The following is a 25136-nucleotide window of genomic DNA, read 5'->3' as shown; positions in this document are numbered from 1 at the left end:
CAGCGCAGGTTTTGATAATTTTCCATTTCGCGCTGTTAGGTACGCGGGCACAGCCTTGGAGTCACTCCCGCTTTAGACGCGCTTTTCAACTTTGAACTTTAAACTTTCAACTCTCTTTGCCGTTCACTCCCAACGCCCGATCAATCATCTGATCCAGCAACCCGTCCGGCAAGCTCGCGGTCACCGGAAGAAACCACCAGTGGGGCTCGGCAAAGGGGGCACATTTCACCGCGTCCTTTTCTGTCATCAGGACAGGCAGCCCATCGGCAAAGGCCAGATCCGCCGGTTGATAGGCATGATGGTCGGGGAAAACGTGAGGCGTCGTGCTGAGCCCCAGAATACTGAGCAGATTAAAGAAGCGCTTGGGATTACCGATACCAGCGACCGCATGGACCTGGGGATGTTGGCGCAGGAAGTCGTCAGGGCTGAGAGTGCGGTCGTCGGCCAGGCATGTCATGCCTGACGGGCGCATGATCATGGGATAGGCACCGGTCCATCCCCCGCCAGTGCTGATGACAAAATCCACTTCCTTGAGCCTGGTGGCAGGCTCTCTTAATGGACCTTCCGGCAGGCAGCGGCCGTTACCCAGGCCACGCTGACCATCCACCACCACCACTTCGGCGCTGCGCGGCAGAGCATAATGTTGCAAGCCATCATCGCTGATCACCAGATCCGGCGCGTACTCGCGAATCGCCACGTCCAGCGCATTGCGCCGGTCCGGATCCAGCACCACAGGGGCGCCGGTACGGCGAGCTATCAACACCGGCTCATCCCCTACGTCCAGCGCATCACTGCTAGCGGACACATGCTGGGGATACTGTTCGGTTTTACCGCCAAAGCCGCGGGATACCACCGCCACTTTCAAGCCCCGGGAGCGCGCCGCTTCCACCAACGCAATCACCAATGGGGTTTTGCCTGTTCCCCCCACGGTGATATTGCCCACTACCAACACCGGGACGGGAGGGCTTGGGCGTTGCTTCCTGAATTGTTGCAGACGGCGCCGCGCCTCAAGAGACACCAGCGCAGACAGAGGCCGCAGTGGAACCAGCCAGGGGCTGCCCTTATACCAACCCTGTTGAATCCATTCGCTCAGTGACCCCATGTCGTCCGCTTACTCCTCGGAAAAATTCATCCGGTACATTTGCGTATAGAGCCCGTTCTTTTCCAGCAATTCCTGGTGCGAGCCCTGCTCGATCAATTGGCCCTGATCCAGCACCATAATGCGGTCCGCTTTTTCGATGGTAGACAAGCGATGGGCAATGACCAGGGTAGTGCGCCCTTCCATCACCTGCTCCAGGGCCTGCTGGATGTGGTGCTCAGACTCGCTATCCAGCGCACTGGTCGCTTCATCAAGAATCAGAATAGGCGCATCCTTGAGCAGCGCGCGGGCAATCGCTATCCGCTGCCGCTGGCCACCGGACAATTGCACACCATCCTGGCCCAGCAAGGTATCCAGGCCATGCTCAAGCTGTTCAATAAAGCGCCAGGCGTGGGCATCCTGTGCCGCTTTTATGATGGTGGCATCGTCCGCACTGCGTAGCTCACCGTAGGCAATGTTGTTTCGCACGCTGTCGTTAAACAGCACCACCCGCTGACTGACCATGGCAATCTGGTTCCTCAGCTCACCGAGCTGGTACTCCGGCAAGGGGACGCCGTCGAGAAGAATGCGCCCCTGATCCGGATCAAAAAAGCGTGGCAGCATGGCGCTGATGGTGCTTTTACCCGCACCAGAGCGGCCAACCAGCGCCACCGTCTCACCGGCCTTGATGGAAAAGTTAAGATGCCGCACCACCGGAGAGGCAGGGTCATAACCAAAAGTCACGCCCTGGAACTCGATATTACCGTCAGCCTTGGTAGCCACCGCATAGGTACCGGTATCCACTTCCTGCTCGGTGTCCAGCAATTCAAACAGGCTGGCCGCACCCGTTACGCCCCGCTGCACTTTCACGTTCACATCCGTGAGCTGCTTGAGCGGTTTCTGGATCATACCAGCGGCGGCAATGTAGGAGAGAAAGCCCCCCACGGTCAGGTCTTCACCCATCAAGTGAATATACAGATAGGTAATGGCCCCAATGCCCACCGCCACAAACAACTGCACGATGACCGTACTAGCAATCTTGCTGGCATTGAGCTTTACGTTCTGCTTGGCAAAACTGCGGCTGACATTGTGGAACCGGTCTGCTTCCTGTTTCTGCCCGCCAAAGATCTTAACCTCGCCACTGCCCTCAATGGCTTCACCCAGAAAATGGGTAATGTTCGCCATGGACGACTGAATCCGACGACTGATTTTCCGAAAACGTTTGCTGGTCACGTTCATAACCAGGGCAATCAACGGCGCCACGGCCACCAGAATCAGTGTCAGCTTCCAGTTCTGCCATAACAGAAAACCAAACAGGCCAATCACCGTGAGACCTTCGCGGATAATCACGATAATGGCATCGCTACCGGCACTGGTGACCTGCTGCGCATCAAAGATGATCTTCGACATGATGCGGCCAGACGCATTGCGGTGGTATTCCGACTGGGGCAATTTCAGCACATGGCCGAATACATCATTACGCAGCACATACACGATCTGCTGGGCCACCCAGTTCATGGAATAACTGCCCATGAACTGGCCCAGGCCCTGGAAAATCACCAACACCAATGGCGCGATCGACACGATCAGCACGCGCGCATCGGTCGGGTTGACGATGGTTTCCCCCAAGTAACCGGCCAGCTGTGCCGCCCCTGCCTGGGTCCCGGCATACAGGGCATAGCCAATAACGCTGATAATCAGCATGAACCAGTAAGGGCGGACGTAGCTCAGTAGCCGCTTGTAGGTAGGCCACACGTCCTCGGAGGAAAGGGGTTGAGTCATTTTGCCTCGTTGGGGGATTCGCGAGTGGTGAGCGACAGCTTAACAAAACCCAGCTGCCCGGCCACGTCATAAACACGCACGACAGCCTGATACGCCACATTGGCGTCCGCATAAATTTGCAACGGTTGATCCGTTTTATCCTGCCCAAGACGCAGCAACGCAGTACGCAGCGCATTGCTGTCACTGGCTGCCAACTTCTCGCCGTTCACCAGGTAATCGCCCGTGGAGGTAATCGTCACTTCAACTTGATCATCCACCTGAGCCTGCGGAGCGCCATCGGCTTCCGGCAAGGTGATCGACAACTGTGTCTTGTCATCAAACGTGGTCGATACCATGAAGAAAATCAGCAGCAGGAACACCACATCAATCAAGGGTGTCAGGTTAACGCTGATCTCCTCCTGGCTGGGCCGGGGAAATTTCACGCCTTCTCTCCCGGTTCTGCCTCACGATCACCGTGTACCAGATCCACCACATGAACGGCGCTTTGCTCCAGTTCCACGGTAATTTCTTCTACCCGGCGTACAAAGAACCGATGGAAGAAGATTGCCGGAATAGCAACCACCAGGCCCGCTGCAGTGGTCAGCAGTGCCTGGGAAATACCGCCAGCCAGCTGTGCCGCGTCACCGGTGCCGTGAATCATGATCGCCGCAAACACATCGATCATGCCGACCACGGTGCCCAGCAAGCCCAGCAGCGGAGTAATCGCCGCAATAGAGCCCAGAGTGCTGAGAAATTTCTCCAGTTCGTGCACCACACCGGTAGCACTCTCTTGAATGCTTTCTTTCATGATGTCACGACCATGGCGAGCATTGGCCAGGCCAGTCGCCAGGATGCGACCCAGCGGCGAGCTGTCGCGCAGCTTCACCAGATTGCCTTCATTAAGCAGGCCGCGCTTCAGCAGCGTCTGCACCTGGGGAACCGTATCCGCCGGCGCCAGTTTGCTGGGCCGCAGGGTCCAGAAACGTTCAACCACAATGGCCAGCGCCACCACTGAACAGATCAAGATCGGGAGCATCATCCAGCCCCCGGACTGCACAAGATCTTGCACCTTAACTTCTCCCCTTGCTCACAAATCGGGTTACCAAAAACGCCAGCGAGCCGGTCCATGCCAGGGCCGGGCATACGCTTGTCGCCATTTTGTTATAAGCCGGCCATTATCGACGCCCCCCTGTCGAAACACAATCATGCCATCCAGGTCCGTGCGCAGAACTGTGATGCCCGCGCTATCCAGCGTATTCAGCACCGGCGGATGAGGGTGGCGGAACCGGTTACGGTAGCCGGCACTGACCAGCGCAACATCGGGCTGCAGCTGACGCAGCAAGGCATCGCTGGTGCTCGATTTACTGCCATGGTGCCCCAGCACCAACAGATCCACGGGCGCCAACGCCCCAAGCAAACGGTATTCCTCCTGGAGGCCGATATCGCCAGGCAGCAGCGCAGAGGCAAAGACCCCATCCACATGCAGCACGCAGCTGGCGCCATTCCCTTCCCGACCTGATTCACGGGGCCACAGCACCGTGAAGGTCACGCCGTCCCAACGCCACTGATCACCGGCCTGGCATAATTGGCTACCTGGCACCCTGTGCGGCTCGCCACTGAGCAACAGGCCTGGTGCCGGCAAGTCAGTCAGCCCGCCGGCATGGTCATTGTCACCATGACTGATCACCGTGCGGTCTACCTGCTGCCCCGTCACCGACAGCCACGGCCTCATACTCTGGGCCGCCATGCTGCCACCGGGCCAGGACGGCCCGGCATCATAAATCAGCAAGTGTTCACGGGTACGTATTGCCAATGCCAGCCCCTGCCCCACATCAAAAGCCGTCAGTGACCACTCCCCCGGCGCCAGTGCTGCCGGCTTCTGCGTCAACCAGGGCAGCAGGAAAAACGGCAGCAAGCGTCGAGGAAACGGCAAAAAAGGCATCAGCAGCAACATCACCCCAACCATCAGGACAATACCTGCGGTCATGGACGGCAGCCTGAGCCATGACGGCACGCCCAGATTCGCCAGCCATGTCATGACCCACACGGAAAATTCCACCCCGGTCGCGGCAGCACCCAACAGCCAGGGCTGCTGGAACAGCGCCCCCAGCAATGCCGCGGGGATAACCAGCAAGGTGTAGAGCGGAACCAGAATCAGGTTTGCCAGCGGGGCGCTGGGTGTCCACTGCTGAAACAGCACGGCACCCGCCACGGCCATCACCACCGGCAGCAACAGCATCAACTGCCAGGGCGCATGACTGCGGGTCAACATGGCGATACAGGCGACCGCACCGAAGGACAGCCACAGGCTCGCTGACAACGCAGCCAGAGGCGTGATCAACAACACCACCAACAAGGCCATACCCAACGCGCGCCACAGCGAAACCGGCACTCGCCACCACTGGGCCAGTGCCACCACGATCAGCATTACCAGTGCACGCATGGTGGGCAGGCTGAAGCCCGCCAGTGCCGCATACCCCATGGCACCGAGCAGCCCCGGCAGCCAGGCAAGCTGCTGCAGCGAATATCGTCGCAGCGCAGGAATTACGCCTTGCAGCACTGGCGCAAGCAATGCCCTGCCCAGCCACCAGAACCACCCCGCCACAATGGCAATATGCAGCCCGGAAATGGCCAGCAGGTGAGCCCCGCCAGTGAGTTGAAAGGTACGCCAGAGAGACGACGGCAGCCCAGCACGGTCACCAACAACCAATGCCGGCAATACCGCTTTGCCGAAGGGAGAGCCAGACACTGATGCCGCCACCCGAGAGGACAGCGCCTCCCGCCAGGCATCCACGCCACCATGATTGACGATTATCGAAACACGCTCGAGCTTGCCACGGGCATCCACCCCGGCGGACAGATCGGCACGGGCACGGTCCGGACCAAACCGGTTATACACGCCACGCGGCACCTTCAGCTCTGCATCCAGAGCCACCCGGTCACCCGCGCTCAGCAACACCGAAGGCGCATAGCTATTGAGTACCACCCGGTGCGTGCCGGGCCATGCCTCACTGCCCCACACCGTCAGATGGATCTGCTGGCGAACCTGCCAGCGGCCGAAGCGAAACTCACGGCGGGTAACCGGAATATCCCGCACCTGCCCCTGCAGGCTGAGCACCGCCCGGTCCTGCTCCGCTGGCAGACGTTGTGCCAATCCCTGGTGCAGTTGCCAAACGCCGAAACCGTAACCCAGCACCAACCAGACGAGCCACAGGGAGCGGTAACGCCACACTCCCACCACTGCCACGGCAGAAAGCACCAGCAACGGCCATAACACACCCAGCCAGCAGCCAGCCACCATGGCCGCTGCCGTCAACCACATACGCATCCTTGCTCCGCGGTATTTTTTGAAACGACGACGTGAAAACGATTCAACAGACATCACAACATGACGATTCTGTTGACGAACCCAACAATCCCGAAAGCCGTCAGCGAAGGAGTATGCCTTTTTTATCGATGCGGGCATAATAGCGCCCGCGGGGAAACAGGAAGGGAGCACACACGCCCTTTTGCCCCACTTTTTTCGCGGTTAATCCCGGCACGAACGTACCGGGCATAGCAACGAACTGATAGAGTGCGTTCGTGGACGGCAAGATAACGCCAGCCAGAATGTACCGGGGCAGCCAGACGCTCCCGACCCCAGCCAGTAGATGCGAGTTCATGCCAAAACGGATATTCCGCAAATACCTGCCAACACCCGAACGCATTCGGCAGACCAAGTCGTTGAGCTTTCTCGGGGAGGTGTTGTCGGACCCCAACCTCTGGCACATCAACCGCCGCTCACTGGCGGGCGCGGCCTTTATCGGCATCTTCTCCGGTTTACTACCCATTCCCCTGCAGATGGGACTAGCCGCGTTACTGGCGGTACGTTTTCATTGCAACCTGCCACTGTCGGTGATGCTGGTCTGGATTTCCAACCCGGTCACCTATGTCCCCATTTTCTACTTCACCTACCGCATCGGCGCCTGGTTGTTGGGCATGCCGCCCCACAGTGGCGAAGGCATTACCGTGGCCTGGTTTGTGGAGCAGTTGATTCCCCTGTGGGTGGGCTCGTTGCTGTGCGCATTCCTGTTCGGTGGGCTGGCCTACCTGGCAGTGAAGGTCAGCTGGCGGCTGGCGGTGATTCGTAGCTGGAACCTGCGGGCACACCGGCGCGTCCGGGCGGAACGCCGGGAGGCCAGACAGGAAGCAAAGGAAAACGCCAAAGAAGAGGCAAAACGTGAGGCCGACGAGGCCCGCGACGACTCAAAGCCGCCGCAGTAACCCGTCGTGCAGCTCATATTGCTGCGGGCAGCGGGACGCAAACTCCCTATCGTGGGTCACGATCATGAACGCCGTGCCCAGATTCTCATTCAACTCGATCATTAGCGCCTGCACTTGTGCAGCGGTGCGCTCATCCAGATTCCCGGTGGGCTCATCAGCCATTACCAGTGCCGGCTCGGTCACCAGCGCACGGGCAATCGCCACCCGTTGACGCTCACCGCCGCTTAACGCCGAAGGCTTGTGCTTGAGACGAGGCCCCAACCCCACCCGCTCCAGAATCGCTGCGGCCCGGGCCTGACAATCCGCCGGCTTTTCGCCACGGATCAACAATGGCATGGCCACATTTTCCAGCGCGGTAAATTCCGGCAACAAATGATGAAACTGGTAAACGAACCCCAGGTAGCGGTTGCGCAGCCGCCCGGTTTCGCGGTCATTCAACGATGCCACCGAAGTGCCTGCGATAGAGACCGACCCGCGGGTAGCGTGATCCAGCCCGCCGAGCAGATTCAGCAAAGTCGACTTACCTGAACCGGACGCACCGATAATCGCCAGGATATCGCCCTTGTGCACGGTCAGGTCCACACCCTTGAGCACTTCCAGTTCGTTATTGCCCTCTTCGTAGGCTTTCACCAACGTTTGCGCATGCAGGACAGGCGTCGAATCATTCATAACGCAGCGCCTCCGCAGGTTGTACCCGGCTAGCGCGCCAGGAAGGATACAGGGTGGCAGAGAAACTAATGAACAGCGCGATCCCCACAATGGTGCCCACATCGGACCACTGCAGCTCGGACGGCAGATAATTCACAAAATAGGCATCAAACAAGCGGGTATTAAAGGTCTTCTCTACCCACTCGGCGATATTGCTCACATTGGTCGCCAGCAGTACCCCAAGCGCGGTCCCCAGTAAGGTGCCCGCCACCCCGATCAGCGTGCCCTGAACCATGAAAATGCGCATGATCGTGCCCGGTGACGCCCCCAGCGTGCGCAACACCGCAATGTTGCCGCGCTTCTCGGTCACCAGCATCACCTGGCTGGAAATGATATTGAAAGCCGCCACCGCCACAATGAAGCTGAGCAACAGCGTCATCATGGTCTTTTCCATCTTGATGGCCTGGAACAGGTTGCCATGGCTGCGGGTCCAGTCACTGGTGTAGTAATTCGGCCCCAGCTCCTGTTGCAGCGTCCACCCCAGATTGGAGGCACTGAACAGATCGTCCAGCTTCAGCCGCACCCCTTGCACGGTACCCGCCTGGCGAGCCAGTTTGGCGGCGTCCGCCATATTTACATAGGCATAAAGAGAGTCGACTTCCGCCCGCACCCGGAAAATTCCGGTGACCGTAAACCGTTTGAAACGGGGCATCACCCCGGCTGGCGAGATAGTGGCTTCCGGTAGCACCAGGGTCACCTTGTCACCCAGCTCCGCTCCCAAGCGCCGCGCCAGCCCATAGCCCAGCACCATATCAAACTCACCCGGCTCAAGGCTTTCCAGCTCGCCCTGATGCATGAAATCGCCGACGATGGACACCTTGCGCTCGGCATCAGGCTCAATGCCGTTGATCAGCGACCCGGCCACATTGCCACGATGGGTCAGCATGCCCTCCAGTTGCACGAACGGTGCCGCCGCCTGGATCTCGTCGTGATGATCCACCCGGTTGGCCAGCGCCTGCCAATCCTGCACCGGCTCACGGCCATGCACCGAGAGGTGCGTCACCATACCCAGAATGCGGGTCTGCAGCTCACGATCGAAGCCGTTCATGACAGATAGCACCGTGATCAGCACCGCTACGCCCAACATCAGGCCCAGCGCCGAAATCAGTGTAATCACCGAAATAAAACTGTTGCGGGCACGGGCGCCGGTATAGCGCAGCCCCACATAGAAGGATAGAGGTCGAAACATGCAGCGCATTTAACCCGAAACCCGGAGCAAATACTACGGCCATCACCGCCGGAAGCCGGCGCAAAGACCCCGGCACTCCGCTTTGTGATCGGCGTCAGCGTTCGCCTGCTAGCAAAATGGTTGAATAAGTTTACCTAACTTTCTAATATCGAAAGAAAATACAATCTCGCCGGGGGAAGAAATGAAGATAAAAATAATGACGTTGCTGGCCTCAGCAGCGCTGGCCATGCCCGCTGCCTCACTGGCGGCCGACGTTCCCCAACGCGGCATGTCCCAATCCCAGGTCCGCGCAGAATTCGGCGCCCCCAACCAGAGCAAGGGCCCGGTGGGCAGCCCCGCCATCACCCGCTGGTTCTACAACGGCTTCACCGTCTACTTCGAAAACAACACCGCCTTGCACACCGTCGTTGATCGACCGGCAAGTGCCGCACCGGATGTGGTCTCCGGCCAGCAGGTCGATACCCTGCCCCCCATCGAAGAAAAAACGGAAGAAAAAACCGCAGCGACCACCAACGCACCGACATCTTCAGCCAGCACCAGCGACAACAATGATCAGGGTGCGCCAGTATTCGATCCGGTTTCCGGCCGTTTTGTCAGCGAAGGCGACAACGACGCCACCCCGGCCAGCAGCCCGGCACAATCCACGCCTGCCGCTACCACACCAGGCCAGGCCACAACCCCTGCACCGGAAACGAAAACCGCAGCCACCACGGAAAGCGCCCCCGCCGCACCCGACACCGTCAAGCCAGCGAAAAAGACGGCTGAAACGGCCCCCGCCTCTGCAACCAAGGCAAGTACTCCTACCCAGACAACAGCCCCGGCCACTGACACCGCCGACGAAGGCGAATTCCGCTTTGACCCCGTCACCGGCCGCATCATCATCGCCGGCGAAGACACGCCCGAACAGGCTGCGCAGAAGAAAGCTGCCAGCGTAGAGCAAGAAGCCCGGCAGTCCGTTGACCAGGCCAGCGAAACGGCCAGTCAAGCGGTAGAAGACAGCCAGGCCAAAGCACAAAGCGCCGTTGATGACGCCAACAAGAAAGCACAGGCTGCCCAGGCTCAAGCCGAGCAAAACGTGGAAGAACACGTCGAGCAGGCAGAGCAGACCCAACAGGCCGCAGAGGACGCGGCGAACGACGTAAAAGACACGGCCGATGACGGCGGTTTCTATATTGACTGGGGTGCCCGCCAGTAGCACACTCGCGCGCATAGCCAACCCTGCGGACACTCTTCGCTATGCGCCAACTGCTTCCTGAATGGACTCCCCAATGGGGGGTCCTGCTCGCCTGGCCCGACGCCCATACCGATTGGGCCGATCACCTGGCCGACGCCGAAACCTGTTATCTGGATATCCTCGCGGCCCTGCTTGATCACGAGCATGTGCTGCTGGTGTGCCGTAACGCCCACACCCGTGAACATATTCACGCTCAGGTCGCTGCACGGGGCATCGACGCCCAGCACCTGCAGGTGGTTATCGCCGACTACAACGACACCTGGGCCCGGGATTTCGGCCCCATCGCCATTCGCAACGGCGAGCAGACACAGCTGCTGGACTACACCTTTACCGGCTGGGGCGGCAAGTTCGCCGCCGACAAGGACAACGCCCTCAACCAGCAACTGCCCTGGCAACTCCCCCTGGAAACCCACGCCCTGGTGCTGGAAGGCGGCGCCATCGATACCGATGGCCATGGCAACCTGCTGACCACCCGCCACTGCCTGCGCAACCCCAATCGCAACCCGGACCTCTCAGAAGCGGAACTGACCGAACAGCTGAAACAACAACTGGGCGTCAAAGACATCTGGTGGCTGGACCATGGCGAACTGGAAGGCGACGACACCGACGCCCACGTGGACACCCTGGCCCGCTTCGTGGACGAGAAAACCCTGGCCTATGTGCAATGCCAGGATACCCGCGACAGCCACTACCCCGGTCTCGCCGCCATGGAACAGGAACTGCAGCGCCTGGCAGCTCAGCATAATTTGACCCTGGTACCGCTGGCGCTGCCCTCTGCCCAATATTGCCGCGAGGGAGAACGCCTGCCGGCCACCTATGCCAACTTTCTGATCACCAACAAGAAAATTCTGGTGCCGATTTATGGCTGCGACACCGACCAGCAAGCACTGGATGCGTTGCAGTCCGTATCCGGCGCTCGCACGGTGGTGGCCGTCAACTGCCGGGTACTGATCGAACAGCACGGCAGCCTGCACTGTGTCACCATGCAATTGCCGCAAGGCGCCCTTTAAGCCTGTTAACAACCCGGTCAAAACTGAGCCTGGCCTGTCCCAGCACAAGGAAAATGCCCATGCGTGTTGCCGTTATCCAGCAAACAAACACCGCCGATCTGCAAGCCAACCTGGATCATTCCCTGGCGCAGGTGCGCGAGGCCGCCGCCCAGGGCGCGGAGCTGGTGCTACTGCAGGAATTACACCGCAGCCTGTATTTCTGTCAGACCGAGGACACCAGCGTCTTTGATCTGGCCGAATCCATCCCCGGCCCCAGCACCGAAACCCTGGGTGCACTGGCCAAAGAGCTGAGCATCGTCATCGTCGGTAGCCTGTTTGAAAAGCGCGCCACCGGCCTCTACCACAACACCGCCGTGGTGCTGGAAAAAGACGGCAGCCTGGCCGGCATCTACCGCAAGATGCACATCCCGGATGACCCGGGCTTCTATGAAAAATTCTATTTCACCCCCGGCGATGCAGACTTCAACGATGGCCGCAGCGGCTTCAGCCCCATCGAAACCAGCGTGGGCAAGCTGGGCCTGCTGGTGTGCTGGGACCAATGGTACCCGGAGGCCGCCCGCCTGATGGCACTGGCCGGCGCAGACCTGTTGCTCTACCCCACCGCCATCGGCTGGGACCGCACCGATGAACAGGACGAGCAACAGCGCCAGCTGGACGCCTGGATCACCATTCAGCGCGCCCATGCCGTGGCTAACGGTTTACCGGTGCTGGTCGCCAACCGCACCGGCTTTGAACAAAGCCCGGCCGACGACAGCGGCATTCAATTCTGGGGAAACAGCTTTATCTGTGGGCCACAGGGCGAATTCCTGGCCCAGGCCGACAGCGACAACGAGCAGGTGCTGCTGGCCGACGTGGACCTGCAACGCAGCGAATCCGTACGCCGCATCTGGCCCTACCTGCGCGACCGGCGCGTAGACGCCTATGGTGACTTGCGCAAACGCTACCGGGACTAGCAGGCTGCCAGGGAACCTCTGAAGAACGCCTTGCATGCTCAGCGCGGCCTGGGCGTGTTGGCGCACTGGGCACGGCAGCTCGCTTCCCTGACCACAGAGCGCGCGGAAACCGCCCAACAATAATACACGCGCCCCTTTACCTCCTTGTCAGGCAGGTAAATCGCGCCATTGAGAATGGATTTCACAATAACCAGAGCGGGGAAATGACGAAAATCGTGCGGGGAAAGCAGCAATTATTCTTTTTTGAGGGCTAAAAATAGCGATTCTGTCTCGCAAAAGAGCGAAAGCGCCATCAAAAAAATAAAACTTATATTCAGGAAAAAACGCCCGTCAGACGATCAATGTTCCCCCTTTCCTGCGGGTACTTTCTCAAAAAGAAAGTCCATAAAAACCCGCGTCTTCGCCGGTAAACACTTCCTTTCCGGGTAAACCAAATAAAAATCCAGATCCGGCGGGCGATAATTCGGCAGCACTTCCACCAGGCGTCCATCATCAAGGTAAGGCTGAATATCCCAGGCACTTTTCAACGCGATACCCATACCGTCCACAGCCCATTGCAATAACACTTCACTATGATCGGTATGCAGCCTGCCGTGCACCTTGACCGCATGCCGGTCCCCCTGGTCATCGTACAGCGGCCAGAAGTCCTTGAACGACGCATGGCAATCCAGAATCAGGCACTCATGGTCGCGTAAATCCTCCGGAGTTTTCAGCGCAGGGTGCGTGGCCAGATATTGCGGCGAAGCGATCAAGTGGCAGCGGTTGTCCATCAGCTTTCTGGCCACCAGAGAAGAGTCTTCTGGCTGCCCAATGGCAATCGCCACATCCAGCCCCTCACTCACGAAATCATAGGGTCTGTCGCCCAGAAACAGTTGCACCGGCACCTCTGGAAAGCGGGCAATAAACTCTTTCACAAGCACCGCAATACGGTTGCGCCCCAACCCCATGGTGGACCACACGCGCAAGGTGCCGTGGGGCCCCTTGGCAAGCTGCACCACCGCCTCGGCCGTGTCCTCCAGGTCGCCCATCAAACTGTCCAGCCGCTCAAACAGGGCGCGCCCTTCATCGGTCACCTTCATCGCCCGGGCATTACGGTTGACCAACCGCACCCCTAGCTCTTGTTCCAGGTGGCGTAAGCGCTGGCTGATGGTCGCTGGCGACATCCCTAATACCCGCGCCGCATCGGTCATCTTCCCCGCTTTGACCAACTGCACAAACACGCTGAATTCCTTTATCAGCTTTACCGTCATTTTTATTCCTAAAAGTAGTTTTTATTTTTTTCGGTTTTTAAAAGGTGCACCCAAGTCCTAGTCTGAAGCTCGTTCATAAGCCCTATACATAAACGTAAAAAGTCTCACGAACAACCACTAACCAACAAAAACAGATACCAACAACAGGGAAACGTGATATGAAAATGCCATCTTTCCGGCACGCCGGTTTGACTTCGCTTGCTTTTATCGCCCTCACCCCAACCGCCATGGCCAATATGGGCAATATTGGTACTAACTACGGTGTATTACCGGGGGATGTGGCCAGTGCCCAGGCACTCTCGCTCTTCAACAGCGATGTATCCGCCACCTATTACAACCCGGCCTATCTGGCCCATGACGAGCGCGGGGAGCTGACACTGGGGCTGCTACATGCCGATCACGATCTGCGCATCAGCAGCCAGGGAGGCGCAGCACCGCTGGGCCGCAGCAGCGACGTGATTCAGGACACGCCCGCCCAACAAACACTCATCGGAATGAAAACGAACCTCAGCTCCCTGACCAAAAGCGAGCATCCCATTTATTTTGGTTTTATCGCGGGGGTAGAAAAATACGGCGAAGAGATGCTGGCGTTTAACTCCAGCACCTCCAACAGCGGGCAATATTTCAGTTACGGCCGCCAGCCGCTGTTCCTGAACCTGGGGGGCGCCACCGAAGTCCTGCGTGGCATCGACGTGGGGCTGACTGCCCGCGTCACCTTGCACGCGGACGCCGAGCTGTACGCTTATACGGACCTGCAGGGCAACACCAGCCTGGAAAGCCTCAATGTCAGCGCCAAGCCTTCCATACGCCCGATTTTCGGGATGAACGTGAACTGGGCCGAAACCTTCTGCGGCGGCGGCGACTGCCTGTTTGACGGTATCGAGACCGCCCTCTCCTTCCGCGGCCATTCCAATACCGAAACCAAAGTCGAAGCCACCACCATTATTCCCGGCACCATTCCTTCCCCCGGCCTCAACCTGGCCATCGCCACCCTGGATGCTTACCAGCCGGATATCACCTCCCTGGGCATGCTGTACCGCAGCGACCGCTGGCGCCTCGGGCTCACCCTGGAATACCAGGCCTGGTCCGATCTCAGTGATGAATTCGAAAGTGACACCATCAAGGACCAGGCAAACCTGAACTTCCAGGATGTGCTGATCCCGCGCCTGGGGGGCGAATTCCGGGTGAATGACATGCTCACCCTCACCGGCGGCGTCGCCTTCCAGGAGTCTCCCCTGGAAGGCAAACGCAGCCTGGATGTGAACTACCTGGATGCGGACCGCACCCTCATCGGCCTTGGCGCCACCTTGGAACTGCGTGATCCGCCTGTTCTGGCTTACCCGCTATCGCTGTCTTTCGGCTACCAGTACCAGATGATCGACGAGCGGGACTTCGAACTCACCTCCACCGATCCCATGGTGCCAGTGAATCCCTATGAAACCGTCACCACCGAAGGGGACGTCAGTGTCTTCTCCGGCTCCATGACCATGAAATTTTAATCGGAGGCTATAATGAAAAAAACGCTAGCAACCCTCACCTCCGCCGTGCTGCTCGCCGCCTGCGGCGGCGAAGACAGCGGCAGCACTAACACCGACACCTGGAACGCCGGCAGCCAATCGCTGGTGTACAGCTACCCGGCCAAAGGGCAAACCGAGATTGCCACACCTGCGCCGGTGATCCTGCGCTTCACCAGTGCAGTGAACAGCAGCAGCGCACAAAGCCATATCACCCTGCACGAGGGCAATCGCAACGGCGCCAGCCTGAGCTACACCCTGCGCGAAATCGATAACGGCCGCGGCCTCGTGCTCACCCCCGATACCCGGCTGGCACCACTGTCGCGCTACACCGTCGTCGTCGATGGCCTGCCGCTAGTGGATGGCGATACCGACAGCCATGTTTTCAGCTTTACCACCCGCGCCCTGGAAGAAGGACCACGCAGCCAGGTACTGGCAAGCAGCGACTTTGCGCTAAGCCGCCTGGTGCCCGACGGGCAAGCGCTACCGGTCATGGACTTCTCCACACTCCGGCTGCAGTTCTCCCAGCCGCTGGACCCGGCCAGCGTTCAATACGGCAACGACAGCACCGACACCCTCACCCTGAGCGGCCCCGGCGGTGAGCCGGTCGAAGCCCGAGTACTGGTAGACGGCCCCTACCTCACCCTCGACCCAACCAGTGACCTGACACCGGGCCAAAACTACACCCTGACCCTGGCGAGCGGGTTGGCCAGCACCGCAGGCAATGCACTGGCTGCCGACAGCTACACCCTGACCCCCAAAGACTCCCGCCCCCGCGAAGTCATGGTCCAAAAAGTCAGTGACTCGGCCAACCGCGCCTTGCTGTCGCCACTCACCGGCCTGCCGATTAACGAGGTGCCCATTAACGCCACACTGCTGGGCGACGACAATGCCACACAACAAGGGGGAGACGTTCACGCTGAACTGGCCTTCGTGCCCAACTACCCGGAAGTCACCCCCTTCACCGTGCCCCGCAGCACCGTTCTCGCCGGCAGCAGTATCGATGTGAATATTGGCGGCGAAGTCCCCGCCGGTTTCAGCACCGGTGCGGTTAACGTGCACTTCCTGTCCGATGCCAGCGGTTACCTGCTACCTAACCCCTACACACAGCGGGCCGATGCGCCCCGGCAGGTGCGCCTGTTCATGGATGTGGCCATGTCCACCGAAGACCCCACCGCCAACGGCGGCGTCACCCAGGACATTCTGCATATCGAACTGGTAGGCACCGCCCTGGTAGTCGACGGCATCATGACCATTGATGCGGTCAGCATGGTAGAGCCGAATATCCTTGGCCTGGAGAGGGGTTACGGCACCCTGAGCTTCCACATGGAAGCCTACCGGGACCAACTGAACCCGCCAGAACAGGTGGCAGATACCACGCCCCCGGAGTTGCAAAGCTGGCAACCGGGGGGAAACGGCACTCTGCAAAAGCCTGACGCCCCCGTCATCCTCAATTTCAGTGAGCCACTCAATAGCGACACTCTCGACGGCAATATTACTCTGCTCGAAAATGGCAGTGAAATTGACAGCCAGTGGTATCAGGATGGAGCTGCTGTGGTGATCAAACCGGATACGCCATTGCAACGCGACAATGACCAGATGTCTTTCAGCTATGAAGTGCAACTGGGGACAGAAATCACCGACCTGGCTGGCAATTTATTGGTTCCACCTTCACTGACTCCTTTCAAGCTGACCCAAATCGTACAACAGCGGACCAACCCATTTACCGGGATGTCAGAACCAGTGGAACAACGCTCCCCCATTGTTCTGGCCACAATCCCGGGATTTCCTTGTGCTCTGGACCCGGCCACCCGTGACCTTGCCAACAATGATGCGGGTCGTTGTCTAGGCGGTTTTCCCGGTATTGATACGGGTAGCGCCTATGATATCAAACCCGAAGACGATCACATCCCTGTTACTCAATTGTCAGCCAACCGTCCAATCGTCGTTGAGTTTTCCCGGCCCATCGACCCACAATCCGTCGTGCTGGGCAGCAGCTTTATCGTGGAGGAAATCAACCAAAGCGGCGCTACACTTGCCAGCGTCGACGGAGATATAAGACTGGAGGGCCAACGCCTCTCTTTCTGGCCGGAGTCTCCCTGGCAGCCCGGCTCACTATATCGTTACACCCTGGGTTCCAATGGCGACAGCATGTCTGCGCAGGCACAGTGCGATGGCAGTGAATCCATCTGTGATATGAATGGGCTCCCACTGCAAACCAATGTGCTGGGCAGCGTTGATATCATACCGGTAGAGGACCCTCAGCCTGGATCCTTGTTTCCTCCCGAACGAGAGTATCAGGTCATCAAAAGTGCCATTGCCAGCAACGGAGGTGGCCCTGCAATGGTTCAGTATTTCAGGGGGGGCAGCAGTACTGAAGACGTGTTGCAGATATTGAGCAATCAACCCAGCTACGACAGCAATGCCAACTTTGTCCACGATATCAACGAAGTTGTATCAGATGGTCCGGATTTTTTTGCCATCCCCCTTTACACCGACTATCAATACCCGTTTGAAGAACCGTCCGCTGCCGGGCAACCTCTGGACCCTGAGGCAGATCAGGAACTGGATCCCAATGGTGTCCTCCCGCCCCCCAACAGCGCCAAGCTGTTATCGCGCCGCTTCAACGGCAATACACCACTGGAACAACCAGTACCCGTAATCAATGGCGCCAATGTGGGTTGCGGATACGCGGAAGCCGTCCCCTATGACCCGCCATTCGATTTCTTTGTCTATGGTGTTCCCATGGAATGCCCCGAACAAAAATTCACCTATCTCACCGGAGCCCTCGCGGCGGAGGTAACGCAGGAATATGTGGACGGTCAAGGCCTAAAAGTCAAAATCTGGCCGGGACAGATCATGAGTACCGGCCTGAAAATACGCCAGCGACTCCTGAACGTTAGCAATTTGATCAAAGCATATAGTGGAGCTCAATTGCTGAGGATGCGTTATGAAGAAGACGAGAACGGAGATCGCACACAACCCATTACCGGATGGATTCATGAAGTCGATGGTAAGCCATACTTATCAGCAACAGTTGATCTCTACATGGAAGGGCTCGAGCTAAAGGAAGCACTGAACATTGCGGACCCGACCCATAATCTGCTGAGCTATCCGATCACCATGAACCTCTCGGGCGAAGTGAAGTTTCTGGCCGATGGTCGCATGGTCATTGAGCAATATAATCTTGAGCCTGTCGATGTCGATATTCGTGTCCAAGTCTTTGATGGTTCATACGCGGGCTCAATTTTGCTGACTATCCCTGCTCATGGGAACTATCTTCAATACGTATCCGACCCTATTAAATAGTAGATCGGAAGGAAAGGCTCACCGTGGGTTTGCAGGGATCGGGGAGTGCGGCTATTGATAAAGCTGTTTTTAGCCAAGCTGAATAATATGGACATTCTTGCCATGATCCCATGGCAAGAATGCCTGGGGAGGCCCCACTCCCTTCCTTCGCATTTCCCGCCTTTCTGATTCCGAGGAGCAGGTCAAATTCATTCCAGATACAAACATATGCGGGATCAAGATAAAGCTTTAAGTAATAGCAAAAAAGTGTTGTCTAGCCTCCCTTCCGCAATAGATCAACCCATTTCCATAAAATGTGCAATGACCCAAAAAAAAGAGGGAGCCAAGCTCCCTCTTTTTTACCGCTATGTCTGTCTTCTTACCAGACGTTAATGTCATCCCCGGGATGGCTGATATTCTGCAGCGTGCCATTCACCGTACAATTTCCGATAGCCGCATTGAAGGTAAATTCTGACTCATCCAGGTAGGAGCTGACTCCATTGCTGAATGTGGCCGGAACCGGTGTTGTGCTACCACCGCAGGCCCCGAGAGGACCGGTGACATCCACGTTACTGAATTGCAGAGATACCGGGTCGACAAAATTCGGCGAGTCTGTCGGAGCATCACTGTTATCGGCCACAGCAGTCCAGTTGGTACTGAAATTCAGCACAACAGCAGAGCACAAACCGCCACCAGTAACGTTACCACCCGTTACTTCAATGATGGCTCCTGTATGGTTGGGATAGGTTCCAGCCGGGTAATAATCCACATTACCATCCAGCTCTAAAGTACAGTTGACCGGAATACCATATTGGGTCAACGCGCTCGCGCCACGAAATGTGGCACTCACAGGGGTAGAGCTCACCACAGCACCGGAGTTGTCACGGATTTCTGCGGCCATGGCGTTGCTGCTCAGCACCATCGCTGAACTTACTGCGACAAAGATCATTGTTTTCTTCAGTTTCATTGGATTCTCCATTGATATCTTTATTGATAAAATCACGGAGGAGTTATCCCTCCCTCAATCTTTGCCGATACTGTCAAGAACCTTTTTTGTCCTTATCGACATCACCACAATGGACAAAACAACAGAAAATCAATACAACAAAAATACAAAAGCTAACATCCAAAAATATAAACCATGAGAAATCATGTTATTTCATGCATTTATCTTATTTATAGGGAAATACTTTTTTATAAAAGCTGAGTTTACTTATTTTTCACAAAATTCCTGAACTCAGCTTTTGATTTATATGTATTTCATCACTCTGAAAGTCCGCTAATATGGACGATGAAAATTTCGTGTGCCATATCATATCTGTTGCGCCATATCTGTAATGTACCGTGGCGAAAGACCGAGTACGTCACAGTACGCTTACCCGCCCTTCTGGCGGGTTTTTTTTGGATATTTGAAGGATATTAAAGTGGTAGTGGACAGCAGACTAAGACTACCTGGATCGACTTTGACGTTCGTCAGTACCTGGGGATAAGCCACAGCCTTCGTCACCGCTTTTATCAACGGCGTAATTTCACCGGCAAGCCGCAACTCAAAATCGTCCGGATGCAGCCCGATGCGTATCGGTGTTCCAGAGCGGCGGGACTGGCTGATATTAATGGCATTGAAAAAGCGTAACGTCCAGGCGCGAAACGCGGTGTCCGCTTCAAAACCTGCCAACGGCAGCCGGGTGAAGGTGTGTTTGTGGGTATCGTGAACACCAGACAAGGTTTCCACATACCGAAACGGCAACCCGGCAAGCTGTGCCGGGGTCAACGCGCCCAATGCCCACGCCGGCGGCACGTATAATGGCGACGGAGTCAGGCCGTTACGGATAAACCAGCGATAACAGTCCCACACCAGCCGCTGAATGCCATCGCCGGAGAACGACAGATGCTCCGCCACATCCCGTGACAACAGTGCGCTGTGCAAGCGGTGATAAAGCGTCATGGGTGGCTGACAACGGTGAGACCAGCCATGGCCGGCCAACGGATGCCCCGCCTCCTGCAGAGCCCGCAACCAATCCAGGTCATCGGCCTGCCAGTCTTTACCGGGAACGACCAGCAAGGTCACCGCTTGGGCGGGCAGCTTCAGCCGCGCCAGCATGGCGGTGACACGCGTGCGGGTCTCGGGCATCACATCGTGAATCGAAACCAGTGCGGTTAATGGCTCAGAGCGCATTGCGGATATAACTGCTGCTCAGGCGGCGCAGCAATGCCAGGGTAGGAGAAGGCAGCGCCGGGTTTGGGTTGGGTGCCAGCGTGGCACAGTGGGCCAGCACCGCCGTCCACTGCGTCACCGCATGGTCGTTCATGGATAATGCGGCCTGGCGGGCCTGGCCGGCCTTAAGCGAGCGCGTCACCGGGCTGAGTGATTGCAGGCGATCAAGGGTATCGAACAGGCTTTCCCCTTCGTCCATGATCCACAGGCCGTTGGCCAATGCCGGCCATTCATTGATGCCGCAGGCCGGCGTGGTAATCACCAGCCGCTCCCGCGCCATGGCTTCCAGCGCTACCGTACCAAAGGCTTCCACCGATGAGGGCAACACCAGCACCTGACAGCGATCCAGCATGCTGACTACTTGCTCTCGGGTACACCAGCCGTGGAAATGCAGGTTACCCTGCTCACCGCAGGCTTTTTCCACCTTGCCGCGTAGCGGGCCGTCGCCGGCAATTTCAAACTGCAAATCCGGGCGACGGGACGCCAGCGCGAGGAAGGATTCAATGTTCTTTTCCGCCGCCAGCCGGCCCACATAACAGACCCGCTGCACGGTATTGTCCAGCTCGACCACTGGCGTATGCACGAATTCGCGGGCCAACGGTGTGCCCACCAGCTGTGGATTGCGCGCCCCCGCTCCCCTGGCCTGGGCGATCATCGATTCGCAGATGGTAGCGGCGGTTTCGCTGCCCTGAAACAGGGTGCGGTTCACCCAGTTGAGAAAGCCGCCAGCCAATCGCGCCAGCCGCTTCCCCCAATACAACTCCACCAGACGGTTGTAATCTGTCTGGAAGGTAACGCACACCGGAATCCCCCATTTCTTGGCGATCCAGTAGCCGATCATGGAGAAAATACCGGGCCCCGGAATGACGATCACATCCGGTTTCATTTCCCAGACCAGCGCGCTGAGCTCGCGCACTTTTGGAAAAAACAGCCGCTGGGTGGGGTCGCCGGGAATCGGGATGGATGCGCCTTGGCAGGGATGAGGATCCTGCATGCAGGGCTGCACCAGTTCCACTTGCGCCACCTGATCTTTCAGATGCGAGGCCAGGTCCTGGAAGTAGGCGCCGACGCCATTCCGCCCCTTGATCGCATCCACCACAAACAGTATGCGTAGCTCTTTGGTATCCATGGCCGGCAGTATCCCGACCGCTCATGTCGATAATGTGACAGGGTGGTCACGCCATGACGGTGTAATTGCGACAATATGTAACGAACCCCGAACTCGCCGTAAGAGCGTCGCTGGCCGCGCGATTCCGTGACATCTACAACGACGCTGTAGGAGCGCCGCTTGAGGCGCGAATCTGCTTGCCTCATCAGCTGCGAGTCACGAGAAGCGTGTAACGAAAATCGAAACCCGCGAATGGATTTTTGCTTTTCGAAACTCGCTTCTAGCAACTCGAAACTATTTTGGTTCGCGCCTCAAGCGGCGCTCCTACAGCGGTTTTTCATCAGTGTTGGGGAGCGGGTATCCAAAACGTTCATAGACCCAGCCGAAGACATCAACCAGCTCATGGGGACTGATGCCCAGTTCGTCCGAGCTGTAATGATGGCCGCTACGGTACTGTTTGGCCTTGCGATCCTGCTCCTGCAGACGCTCACAAAATTGCGTGTCGGGCTGCCAGCCAAACCGCTGGTAAAAACCCAGTACGGTCTCGCCAGGAGCAGATGCCAGGGTTTCCATCACCGACAGCGCCTGGCGCTGTTCCGGCATCTGCTCTACCACCTCCAGCAGGTGTCGATAGTAGTATTCCAGCATTGCCAGAAACCCTTCACGCCAGTAGCCGGTGGTGTCGCGACCATCGAACAGGCGCGCTCCTATAAGGATGGAATTCACCTGCGATGGCACCGCTGCAGAGGGGCTGCGCAGGCAGCCGATAAATCGGGCATCCGGAAAGGCGTCGGCCAGGGTTTCCATCCACGGGGTAAACGACGGGTTCTTCGATAGCAGGATTTTTTCCGGGCCGTGGAAGTAAAGGTGGCGCTGAATAAAACGACGGTAAGCGCGCATCAATCGCTGCTTTTCTTCCGGGCGGCCATCGCGATCCAGAAACGTCAGCTGCCACAGGGCAGGAACAGGCACAGCGAGCACCAGCAGAAAGCAGCCCCACACCGGGATCAGTCCCAGATAATCCTCTTCCGGATCCAGCAGCCCGGTCTTGTGCACCCCGTCCAGCCCACCCAACAAACGCCTTTCCGCCCAAAACAGAAGCCGCGCACCCGGGCGGCCGATCACTTTGTCCAAGCGAGCAACACCGGTCCAGAAATAGCGCTGGGTAATCGAGGGGGCAAACAACAGCTCCCATAGGGCCGTGGTGGTAAAGCGTTCATCCATGGCCAGCAGGCGATGCAGGAAGGTGGTACCGCTGCGGGGCACGCCTACCACAAAAAGCGGCTCACGCACCTGGACGCGACGAAAATCAGAAAACAGCAGATAATCCAGCCCCAGGCCGATGCCATTAATACCCTGCACCAGCAGGAATACCGGCCAGAACAGCAGCATTACCAGCAGCCGCTGCAACGATAATCCGCGCAGTTGGCCCTGGTAACCGGGGAACCAGCTGGCGGCAAACAGTGCGGTATAACGTTTCAACAGCGTTGGCATGATCAGGCTCGAAGGGAAGAAACGTTGAAACAATAAAACAGTTTCAAGTCACAAAAATGACAACACTGCCTCTTGTGTCCTGGTCACAGCGCTGTCATCTTTCTCGCAAAGAATTGCGCTATGACACTGCCAATGACCGACCTGACGAACCCTTCTGCCTACCCTGCTCTGGTAGGCCACCGTGGCGCCCGCGGCGAAGCGCCGGAGAACACGCTGGCCAGCTTTCAAGTGGCAATAGAAGCCGGTGTAACGGAAATGGAACTGGACGTGCGGCTATCTTCCGATGGCCAATTGATCGTGCTGCACGACAGCGACGTCACCCGCACCACCGGTGTCCGTGGCAATGTGCGCCAGTACACCCGCGCCCAGCTCGGCGTCATGGACGCCCGCCGCAACACCCCCGGCTGGCACAGCCCCACCGGCATTCCATCACTGCAGGAAGTGGTTGAACTCTGCGGCCCGGATATGCGTTTTCAGTTCGAGGTGAAAGGGGCAGACCGTACCGTCCTCCACCAGCTGGCTCATCACTTGACGCACATGATCCATGATCAGCAGCTGCAATCACGGGTGGTGATCACGTCCAGCCACACCGGCTTTCTACGCATGATCGGCACCATGGCCCCGGATATCGAACGGGGTTACGTGTGCCAGCATCGTTACCTGCAACCCACTCGCCGCGCCAAAGGGCTGGGCTGCAGCTGGGTGATCGCACATTACTCGCTGGTAGGCCCGGCGTTGATGCGCCGGGCCAAACGGCGAGGCTTGAAAGTGTCCGTGTGGACGGTGAACGACCTGACCGAAGCCGAACGGCTGGCCAAACTGAAAGTCCACAGCATCATCACTGACTTCCCCACCAGCTTTGTCAGCCACTTCCGCCGCAAACACCGTTACGGCTCTTCGGAAGCCGCCTCCATTAACGGCTGATCGTTAAGAAACGCCATGATCTCCTCTTTACGGGCCATGGCGTCCTTGCGCCCCATCTCGATCAAGGCATTGGTGAAGCCGGGCTCAAACAGCAGATAACTTATGGCACTGGCCCCGGGGGAACGGGTCGCCCCGGAACTGCGCAGGAAGAATCGCAAGGTCCGGGGCAGTTCACGAATATGCTCCGCCGCAATTTCATCAATGGGCCGCGAGGGGTAGATTTTCAGCACATCCACTTCTCGCAGTTTGATACCGTGCTTTCTGCGAGTGCGCTCGCCCAAAGCAGACAGGGTGTGATTGATTCGTTCAAGCCGCTCCACGTCCCCTTCCAGCGTATCCACGAATACACTGTTCAAAACATGCCCCAACACCTGTGCCATGGAAGGATAACCACTGAGCCGACGCTGATGCCCGGCACTGACATTGCCGGAGACACCGATCACCAGTAAGCGCGTGGCGCCCAGATGCAGGGCCGGGCTCAACGGTGCCAGCTGACGCAGTGCCCCATCGCCGTAGTAGGCACCATCCACATTGCTGGCGGGGAACAGGATAGGAATCGCCGCGGACCCCAATAAATGCTCCACGCCAATGCGCGAACGCTTGCCCTTGCGGCGCGCCCGGATCCATTCGGGCAGTTCATCTGCGCCCTGAAAAAAGCTCACCGACTCGCCACTGGCATAGGCAGAGGCCGTAATCGCCAATGCCCGCAGGTGCCCCTGATCCAGACTCTCCTGGATACGGCGAAAATTAATCACCAGCGACAGCAACCGCTGCAGTGGCGTGTTATCAAGAAGGGAGCTGCGCTCCGGGGTTTTGCCCGTGGCCACGCCGGAGAAAAACCAGCGCATCACACCACGCAGGCAGGCGTACAGGTCCGTACGGTAGACCTGTTCAGCGGTAATGTTCGACCAAACCCGTTCCAGCCCTCGCACCGCAGCGCGGTAGTTGCCCGCATTGGCTGACAGCGCCGCCGCATTGATCGCCCCCGCCGAGGTGCCGCAGATGATCGGAAACGGGTTGGGAGCACCGCGCGGCACCATCTCCGCAATCGCCGCCAGGACACCGACCTGGTAGGCGCCACGCGCCCCGCCGCCGGACAATATCAATCCTCTCACCGGATCCTGCTTGTGCATCGATACCCTCCCTG

Annotated in this window: 20 protein-coding genes; 7 read left to right on the top strand and 13 right to left on the bottom strand. The window is 58.1% G+C overall.

Annotated elements, in window-relative coordinates; genetic code table 11:
• Nucleotides 1-106 precede the first annotated feature (106 nt).
• The 5 genes from lpxK to F1529_RS11260 are packed head-to-tail and all read right to left on the bottom strand — an operon-like array spanning nt 107 to nt 6167.
• A complete protein-coding gene (gene lpxK, locus F1529_RS11280; RefSeq protein WP_007150611.1) occupies nt 107-1102 on the bottom strand; it encodes a tetraacyldisaccharide 4'-kinase in 996 nt (331 codons plus the stop codon).
• A 9-nt stretch (nt 1103-1111) separates the two neighbouring features.
• Complete coding sequence (gene msbA, locus F1529_RS11275; RefSeq protein ID WP_155134771.1) at nt 1112-2860, bottom strand: lipid A export permease/ATP-binding protein MsbA; 1749 nt, start codon at nt 2858-2860, stop codon at nt 1112-1114.
• Nucleotides 2857-3282: a biopolymer transporter ExbD gene (locus F1529_RS11270; protein ID WP_007150916.1), complete on the bottom strand. Its 426-nt coding sequence runs from the start codon at nt 3280-3282 to the stop codon at nt 2857-2859. The genes msbA and F1529_RS11270 overlap by 4 nt, the downstream gene beginning before the upstream one ends.
• Nucleotides 3279-3908, bottom strand: a complete 630-nt coding sequence (locus F1529_RS11265) for a MotA/TolQ/ExbB proton channel family protein (RefSeq protein WP_039925832.1) — start codon at nt 3906-3908, stop codon at nt 3279-3281. Before F1529_RS11265 ends, F1529_RS11270 begins: the two co-directional genes overlap by 4 nt.
• A 30-nt stretch (nt 3909-3938) precedes the next feature.
• Entirely contained in the window at nt 3939-6167 is a 2229-nt protein-coding gene (locus tag F1529_RS11260) for a DNA internalization-related competence protein ComEC/Rec2 (RefSeq protein ID WP_230457775.1), read from the bottom strand.
• Between the two features lie 332 nt (nt 6168-6499).
• On the opposite strand from F1529_RS11260, the gene F1529_RS11255 reads away from it, so the two are divergent.
• Nucleotides 6500-7102 (top strand): DUF2062 domain-containing protein, encoded by a 603-nt coding sequence (locus F1529_RS11255; RefSeq protein ID WP_039925826.1) that lies wholly within the window; start codon nt 6500-6502, stop codon nt 7100-7102.
• Here the strand turns inward: F1529_RS11255 and lolD are convergent.
• Together lolD and F1529_RS11245 are read right to left on the bottom strand one after the other, a co-directional pair.
• The gene (gene lolD, locus F1529_RS11250; RefSeq protein ID WP_007149563.1) at nt 7085-7771 is read right to left on the bottom strand and encodes a lipoprotein-releasing ABC transporter ATP-binding protein LolD; all 687 of its coding nucleotides are present in this window, start codon (nt 7769-7771) and stop codon (nt 7085-7087) included. The two genes, F1529_RS11255 and lolD, sit on opposite strands and share 18 nt — an antisense overlap.
• Nucleotides 7764-8999: a lipoprotein-releasing ABC transporter permease subunit gene (locus tag F1529_RS11245; RefSeq protein ID WP_155134769.1), complete on the bottom strand. Its 1236-nt coding sequence runs from the start codon at nt 8997-8999 to the stop codon at nt 7764-7766. Before F1529_RS11245 ends, lolD begins: the two co-directional genes overlap by 8 nt.
• 181 nt (nt 9000-9180) lie before the next feature.
• Between F1529_RS11245 and F1529_RS11240 the strand changes: the two genes are divergently transcribed.
• The 3 genes from F1529_RS11240 to F1529_RS11230 are packed head-to-tail and all read left to right on the top strand — an operon-like array spanning nt 9181 to nt 12196.
• Entirely contained in the window at nt 9181-10194 is a 1014-nt protein-coding gene (locus tag F1529_RS11240; protein WP_155134767.1) for a hypothetical protein, read from the top strand.
• A gap of 41 nt (nt 10195-10235) precedes the next feature.
• On the top strand, nt 10236-11243 hold the full coding sequence (locus F1529_RS11235) for an agmatine deiminase family protein (RefSeq protein WP_155134764.1): 1008 nt from the start codon (nt 10236-10238) through the stop codon (nt 11241-11243).
• Between the two features lie 59 nt (nt 11244-11302).
• Complete coding sequence (locus F1529_RS11230) at nt 11303-12196, top strand: carbon-nitrogen hydrolase (RefSeq protein ID WP_155134761.1); 894 nt, start codon at nt 11303-11305, stop codon at nt 12194-12196.
• Nucleotides 12197-12534: 338 nt separating this feature from the next.
• Here the strand turns inward: F1529_RS11230 and F1529_RS11225 are convergent, their stop codons facing one another.
• Nucleotides 12535-13446 (bottom strand): LysR family transcriptional regulator, encoded by a 912-nt coding sequence (locus F1529_RS11225; protein ID WP_155134759.1) that lies wholly within the window; start codon nt 13444-13446, stop codon nt 12535-12537.
• A 158-nt stretch (nt 13447-13604) separates the two neighbouring features.
• On the opposite strand from F1529_RS11225, the gene F1529_RS11220 reads away from it, so the two are divergent.
• Nucleotides 13605-14945 (top strand): OmpP1/FadL family transporter, encoded by a 1341-nt coding sequence (locus F1529_RS11220; protein WP_155134756.1) that lies wholly within the window; start codon nt 13605-13607, stop codon nt 14943-14945.
• 12 nt (nt 14946-14957) lie between these two features.
• On the top strand, nt 14958-18269 hold the full coding sequence (locus tag F1529_RS11215) for an Ig-like domain-containing protein (RefSeq protein WP_155134753.1): 3312 nt from the start codon (nt 14958-14960) through the stop codon (nt 18267-18269).
• A gap of 358 nt (nt 18270-18627) precedes the next feature.
• On the opposite strand, the gene F1529_RS11210 is transcribed toward F1529_RS11215, so the two are convergent.
• From F1529_RS11210 to F1529_RS11195, 4 genes are all read right to left on the bottom strand, one after another.
• On the bottom strand, nt 18628-19215 hold the full coding sequence (locus tag F1529_RS11210) for a hypothetical protein (RefSeq protein WP_155134750.1): 588 nt from the start codon (nt 19213-19215) through the stop codon (nt 18628-18630).
• Nucleotides 19216-19623: 408 nt separating this feature from the next.
• The gene (locus tag F1529_RS11205) at nt 19624-20424 is read right to left on the bottom strand and encodes a polysaccharide deacetylase family protein (RefSeq protein WP_155134748.1); all 801 of its coding nucleotides are present in this window, start codon (nt 20422-20424) and stop codon (nt 19624-19626) included.
• Nucleotides 20414-21592, bottom strand: a complete 1179-nt coding sequence (locus F1529_RS11200) for a glycosyltransferase (protein ID WP_155134745.1) — start codon at nt 21590-21592, stop codon at nt 20414-20416. Before F1529_RS11200 ends, F1529_RS11205 begins: the two co-directional genes overlap by 11 nt.
• A gap of 303 nt (nt 21593-21895) precedes the next feature.
• Nucleotides 21896-23065, bottom strand: a complete 1170-nt coding sequence (locus tag F1529_RS11195) for a sulfotransferase (RefSeq protein ID WP_155134742.1) — start codon at nt 23063-23065, stop codon at nt 21896-21898.
• Between the two features lie 120 nt (nt 23066-23185).
• Here F1529_RS11195 and F1529_RS11190 point away from each other — a divergent pair, with 120 nt between their 5' ends.
• Nucleotides 23186-23989 carry a glycerophosphodiester phosphodiesterase gene (locus tag F1529_RS11190; RefSeq protein ID WP_155134739.1) on the top strand — a complete coding sequence of 268 codons (804 nt, stop codon included), beginning with the start codon at nt 23186-23188 and terminating at the stop codon, nt 23987-23989.
• Here F1529_RS11190 and F1529_RS11185 read toward each other — a convergent pair.
• Entirely contained in the window at nt 23953-25122 is a 1170-nt protein-coding gene (locus tag F1529_RS11185; RefSeq protein WP_155134736.1) for a patatin-like phospholipase family protein, read from the bottom strand. The two genes, F1529_RS11190 and F1529_RS11185, sit on opposite strands and share 37 nt — an antisense overlap.
• Between the last annotated feature and the right edge of the window lie 14 nt (nt 25123-25136).

The sequence above is a fragment of the Alcanivorax sp. VBW004 genome, assembly GCF_009718865.1.
GTDB lineage: Bacteria > Pseudomonadota > Gammaproteobacteria > Pseudomonadales > Alcanivoracaceae > Alcanivorax.
Note: the sequence above shows the minus strand (reverse complement) of the source record. Positions and strands in the feature narration are given on the sequence as shown.

What these genes read in the sequence shown, in the direction of transcription:
- lpxK (WP_007150611.1), bottom strand. Translation starts at nt 1,102, where the DNA reads ATGGGGTCACTGAGCGAATGGATTCAACAGGGTTGGTATAAGGGCAGC.
- msbA (WP_155134771.1), bottom strand. Translation starts at nt 2,860, where the DNA reads ATGACTCAACCCCTTTCCTCCGAGGACGTGTGGCCTACCTACAAGCGG.
- F1529_RS11260 (WP_230457775.1), bottom strand. Translation starts at nt 6,167, where the DNA reads ATGCGTATGTGGTTGACGGCAGCGGCCATGGTGGCTGGCTGCTGGCTG.
- F1529_RS11255 (WP_039925826.1), top strand. Translation starts at nt 6,500, where the DNA reads ATGCCAAAACGGATATTCCGCAAATACCTGCCAACACCCGAACGCATT.
- lolD (WP_007149563.1), bottom strand. Translation starts at nt 7,771, where the DNA reads ATGAATGATTCGACGCCTGTCCTGCATGCGCAAACGTTGGTGAAAGCC.
- F1529_RS11245 (WP_155134769.1), bottom strand. Translation starts at nt 8,999, where the DNA reads ATGTTTCGACCTCTATCCTTCTATGTGGGGCTGCGCTATACCGGCGCC.
- F1529_RS11240 (WP_155134767.1), top strand. Translation starts at nt 9,181, where the DNA reads ATGAAGATAAAAATAATGACGTTGCTGGCCTCAGCAGCGCTGGCCATG.
- F1529_RS11235 (WP_155134764.1), top strand. Translation starts at nt 10,236, where the DNA reads ATGCGCCAACTGCTTCCTGAATGGACTCCCCAATGGGGGGTCCTGCTC.
- F1529_RS11230 (WP_155134761.1), top strand. Translation starts at nt 11,303, where the DNA reads ATGCGTGTTGCCGTTATCCAGCAAACAAACACCGCCGATCTGCAAGCC.
- F1529_RS11225 (WP_155134759.1), bottom strand. Translation starts at nt 13,446, where the DNA reads ATGACGGTAAAGCTGATAAAGGAATTCAGCGTGTTTGTGCAGTTGGTC.
- F1529_RS11220 (WP_155134756.1), top strand. Translation starts at nt 13,605, where the DNA reads ATGAAAATGCCATCTTTCCGGCACGCCGGTTTGACTTCGCTTGCTTTT.
- F1529_RS11215 (WP_155134753.1), top strand. Translation starts at nt 14,958, where the DNA reads ATGAAAAAAACGCTAGCAACCCTCACCTCCGCCGTGCTGCTCGCCGCC.
- F1529_RS11210 (WP_155134750.1), bottom strand. Translation starts at nt 19,215, where the DNA reads ATGAAACTGAAGAAAACAATGATCTTTGTCGCAGTAAGTTCAGCGATG.
- F1529_RS11205 (WP_155134748.1), bottom strand. Translation starts at nt 20,424, where the DNA reads ATGCGCTCTGAGCCATTAACCGCACTGGTTTCGATTCACGATGTGATG.
- F1529_RS11200 (WP_155134745.1), bottom strand. Translation starts at nt 21,592, where the DNA reads ATGGATACCAAAGAGCTACGCATACTGTTTGTGGTGGATGCGATCAAG.
- F1529_RS11195 (WP_155134742.1), bottom strand. Translation starts at nt 23,065, where the DNA reads ATGCCAACGCTGTTGAAACGTTATACCGCACTGTTTGCCGCCAGCTGG.
- F1529_RS11190 (WP_155134739.1), top strand. Translation starts at nt 23,186, where the DNA reads ATGACACTGCCAATGACCGACCTGACGAACCCTTCTGCCTACCCTGCT.
- F1529_RS11185 (WP_155134736.1), bottom strand. Translation starts at nt 25,122, where the DNA reads ATGCACAAGCAGGATCCGGTGAGAGGATTGATATTGTCCGGCGGCGGG.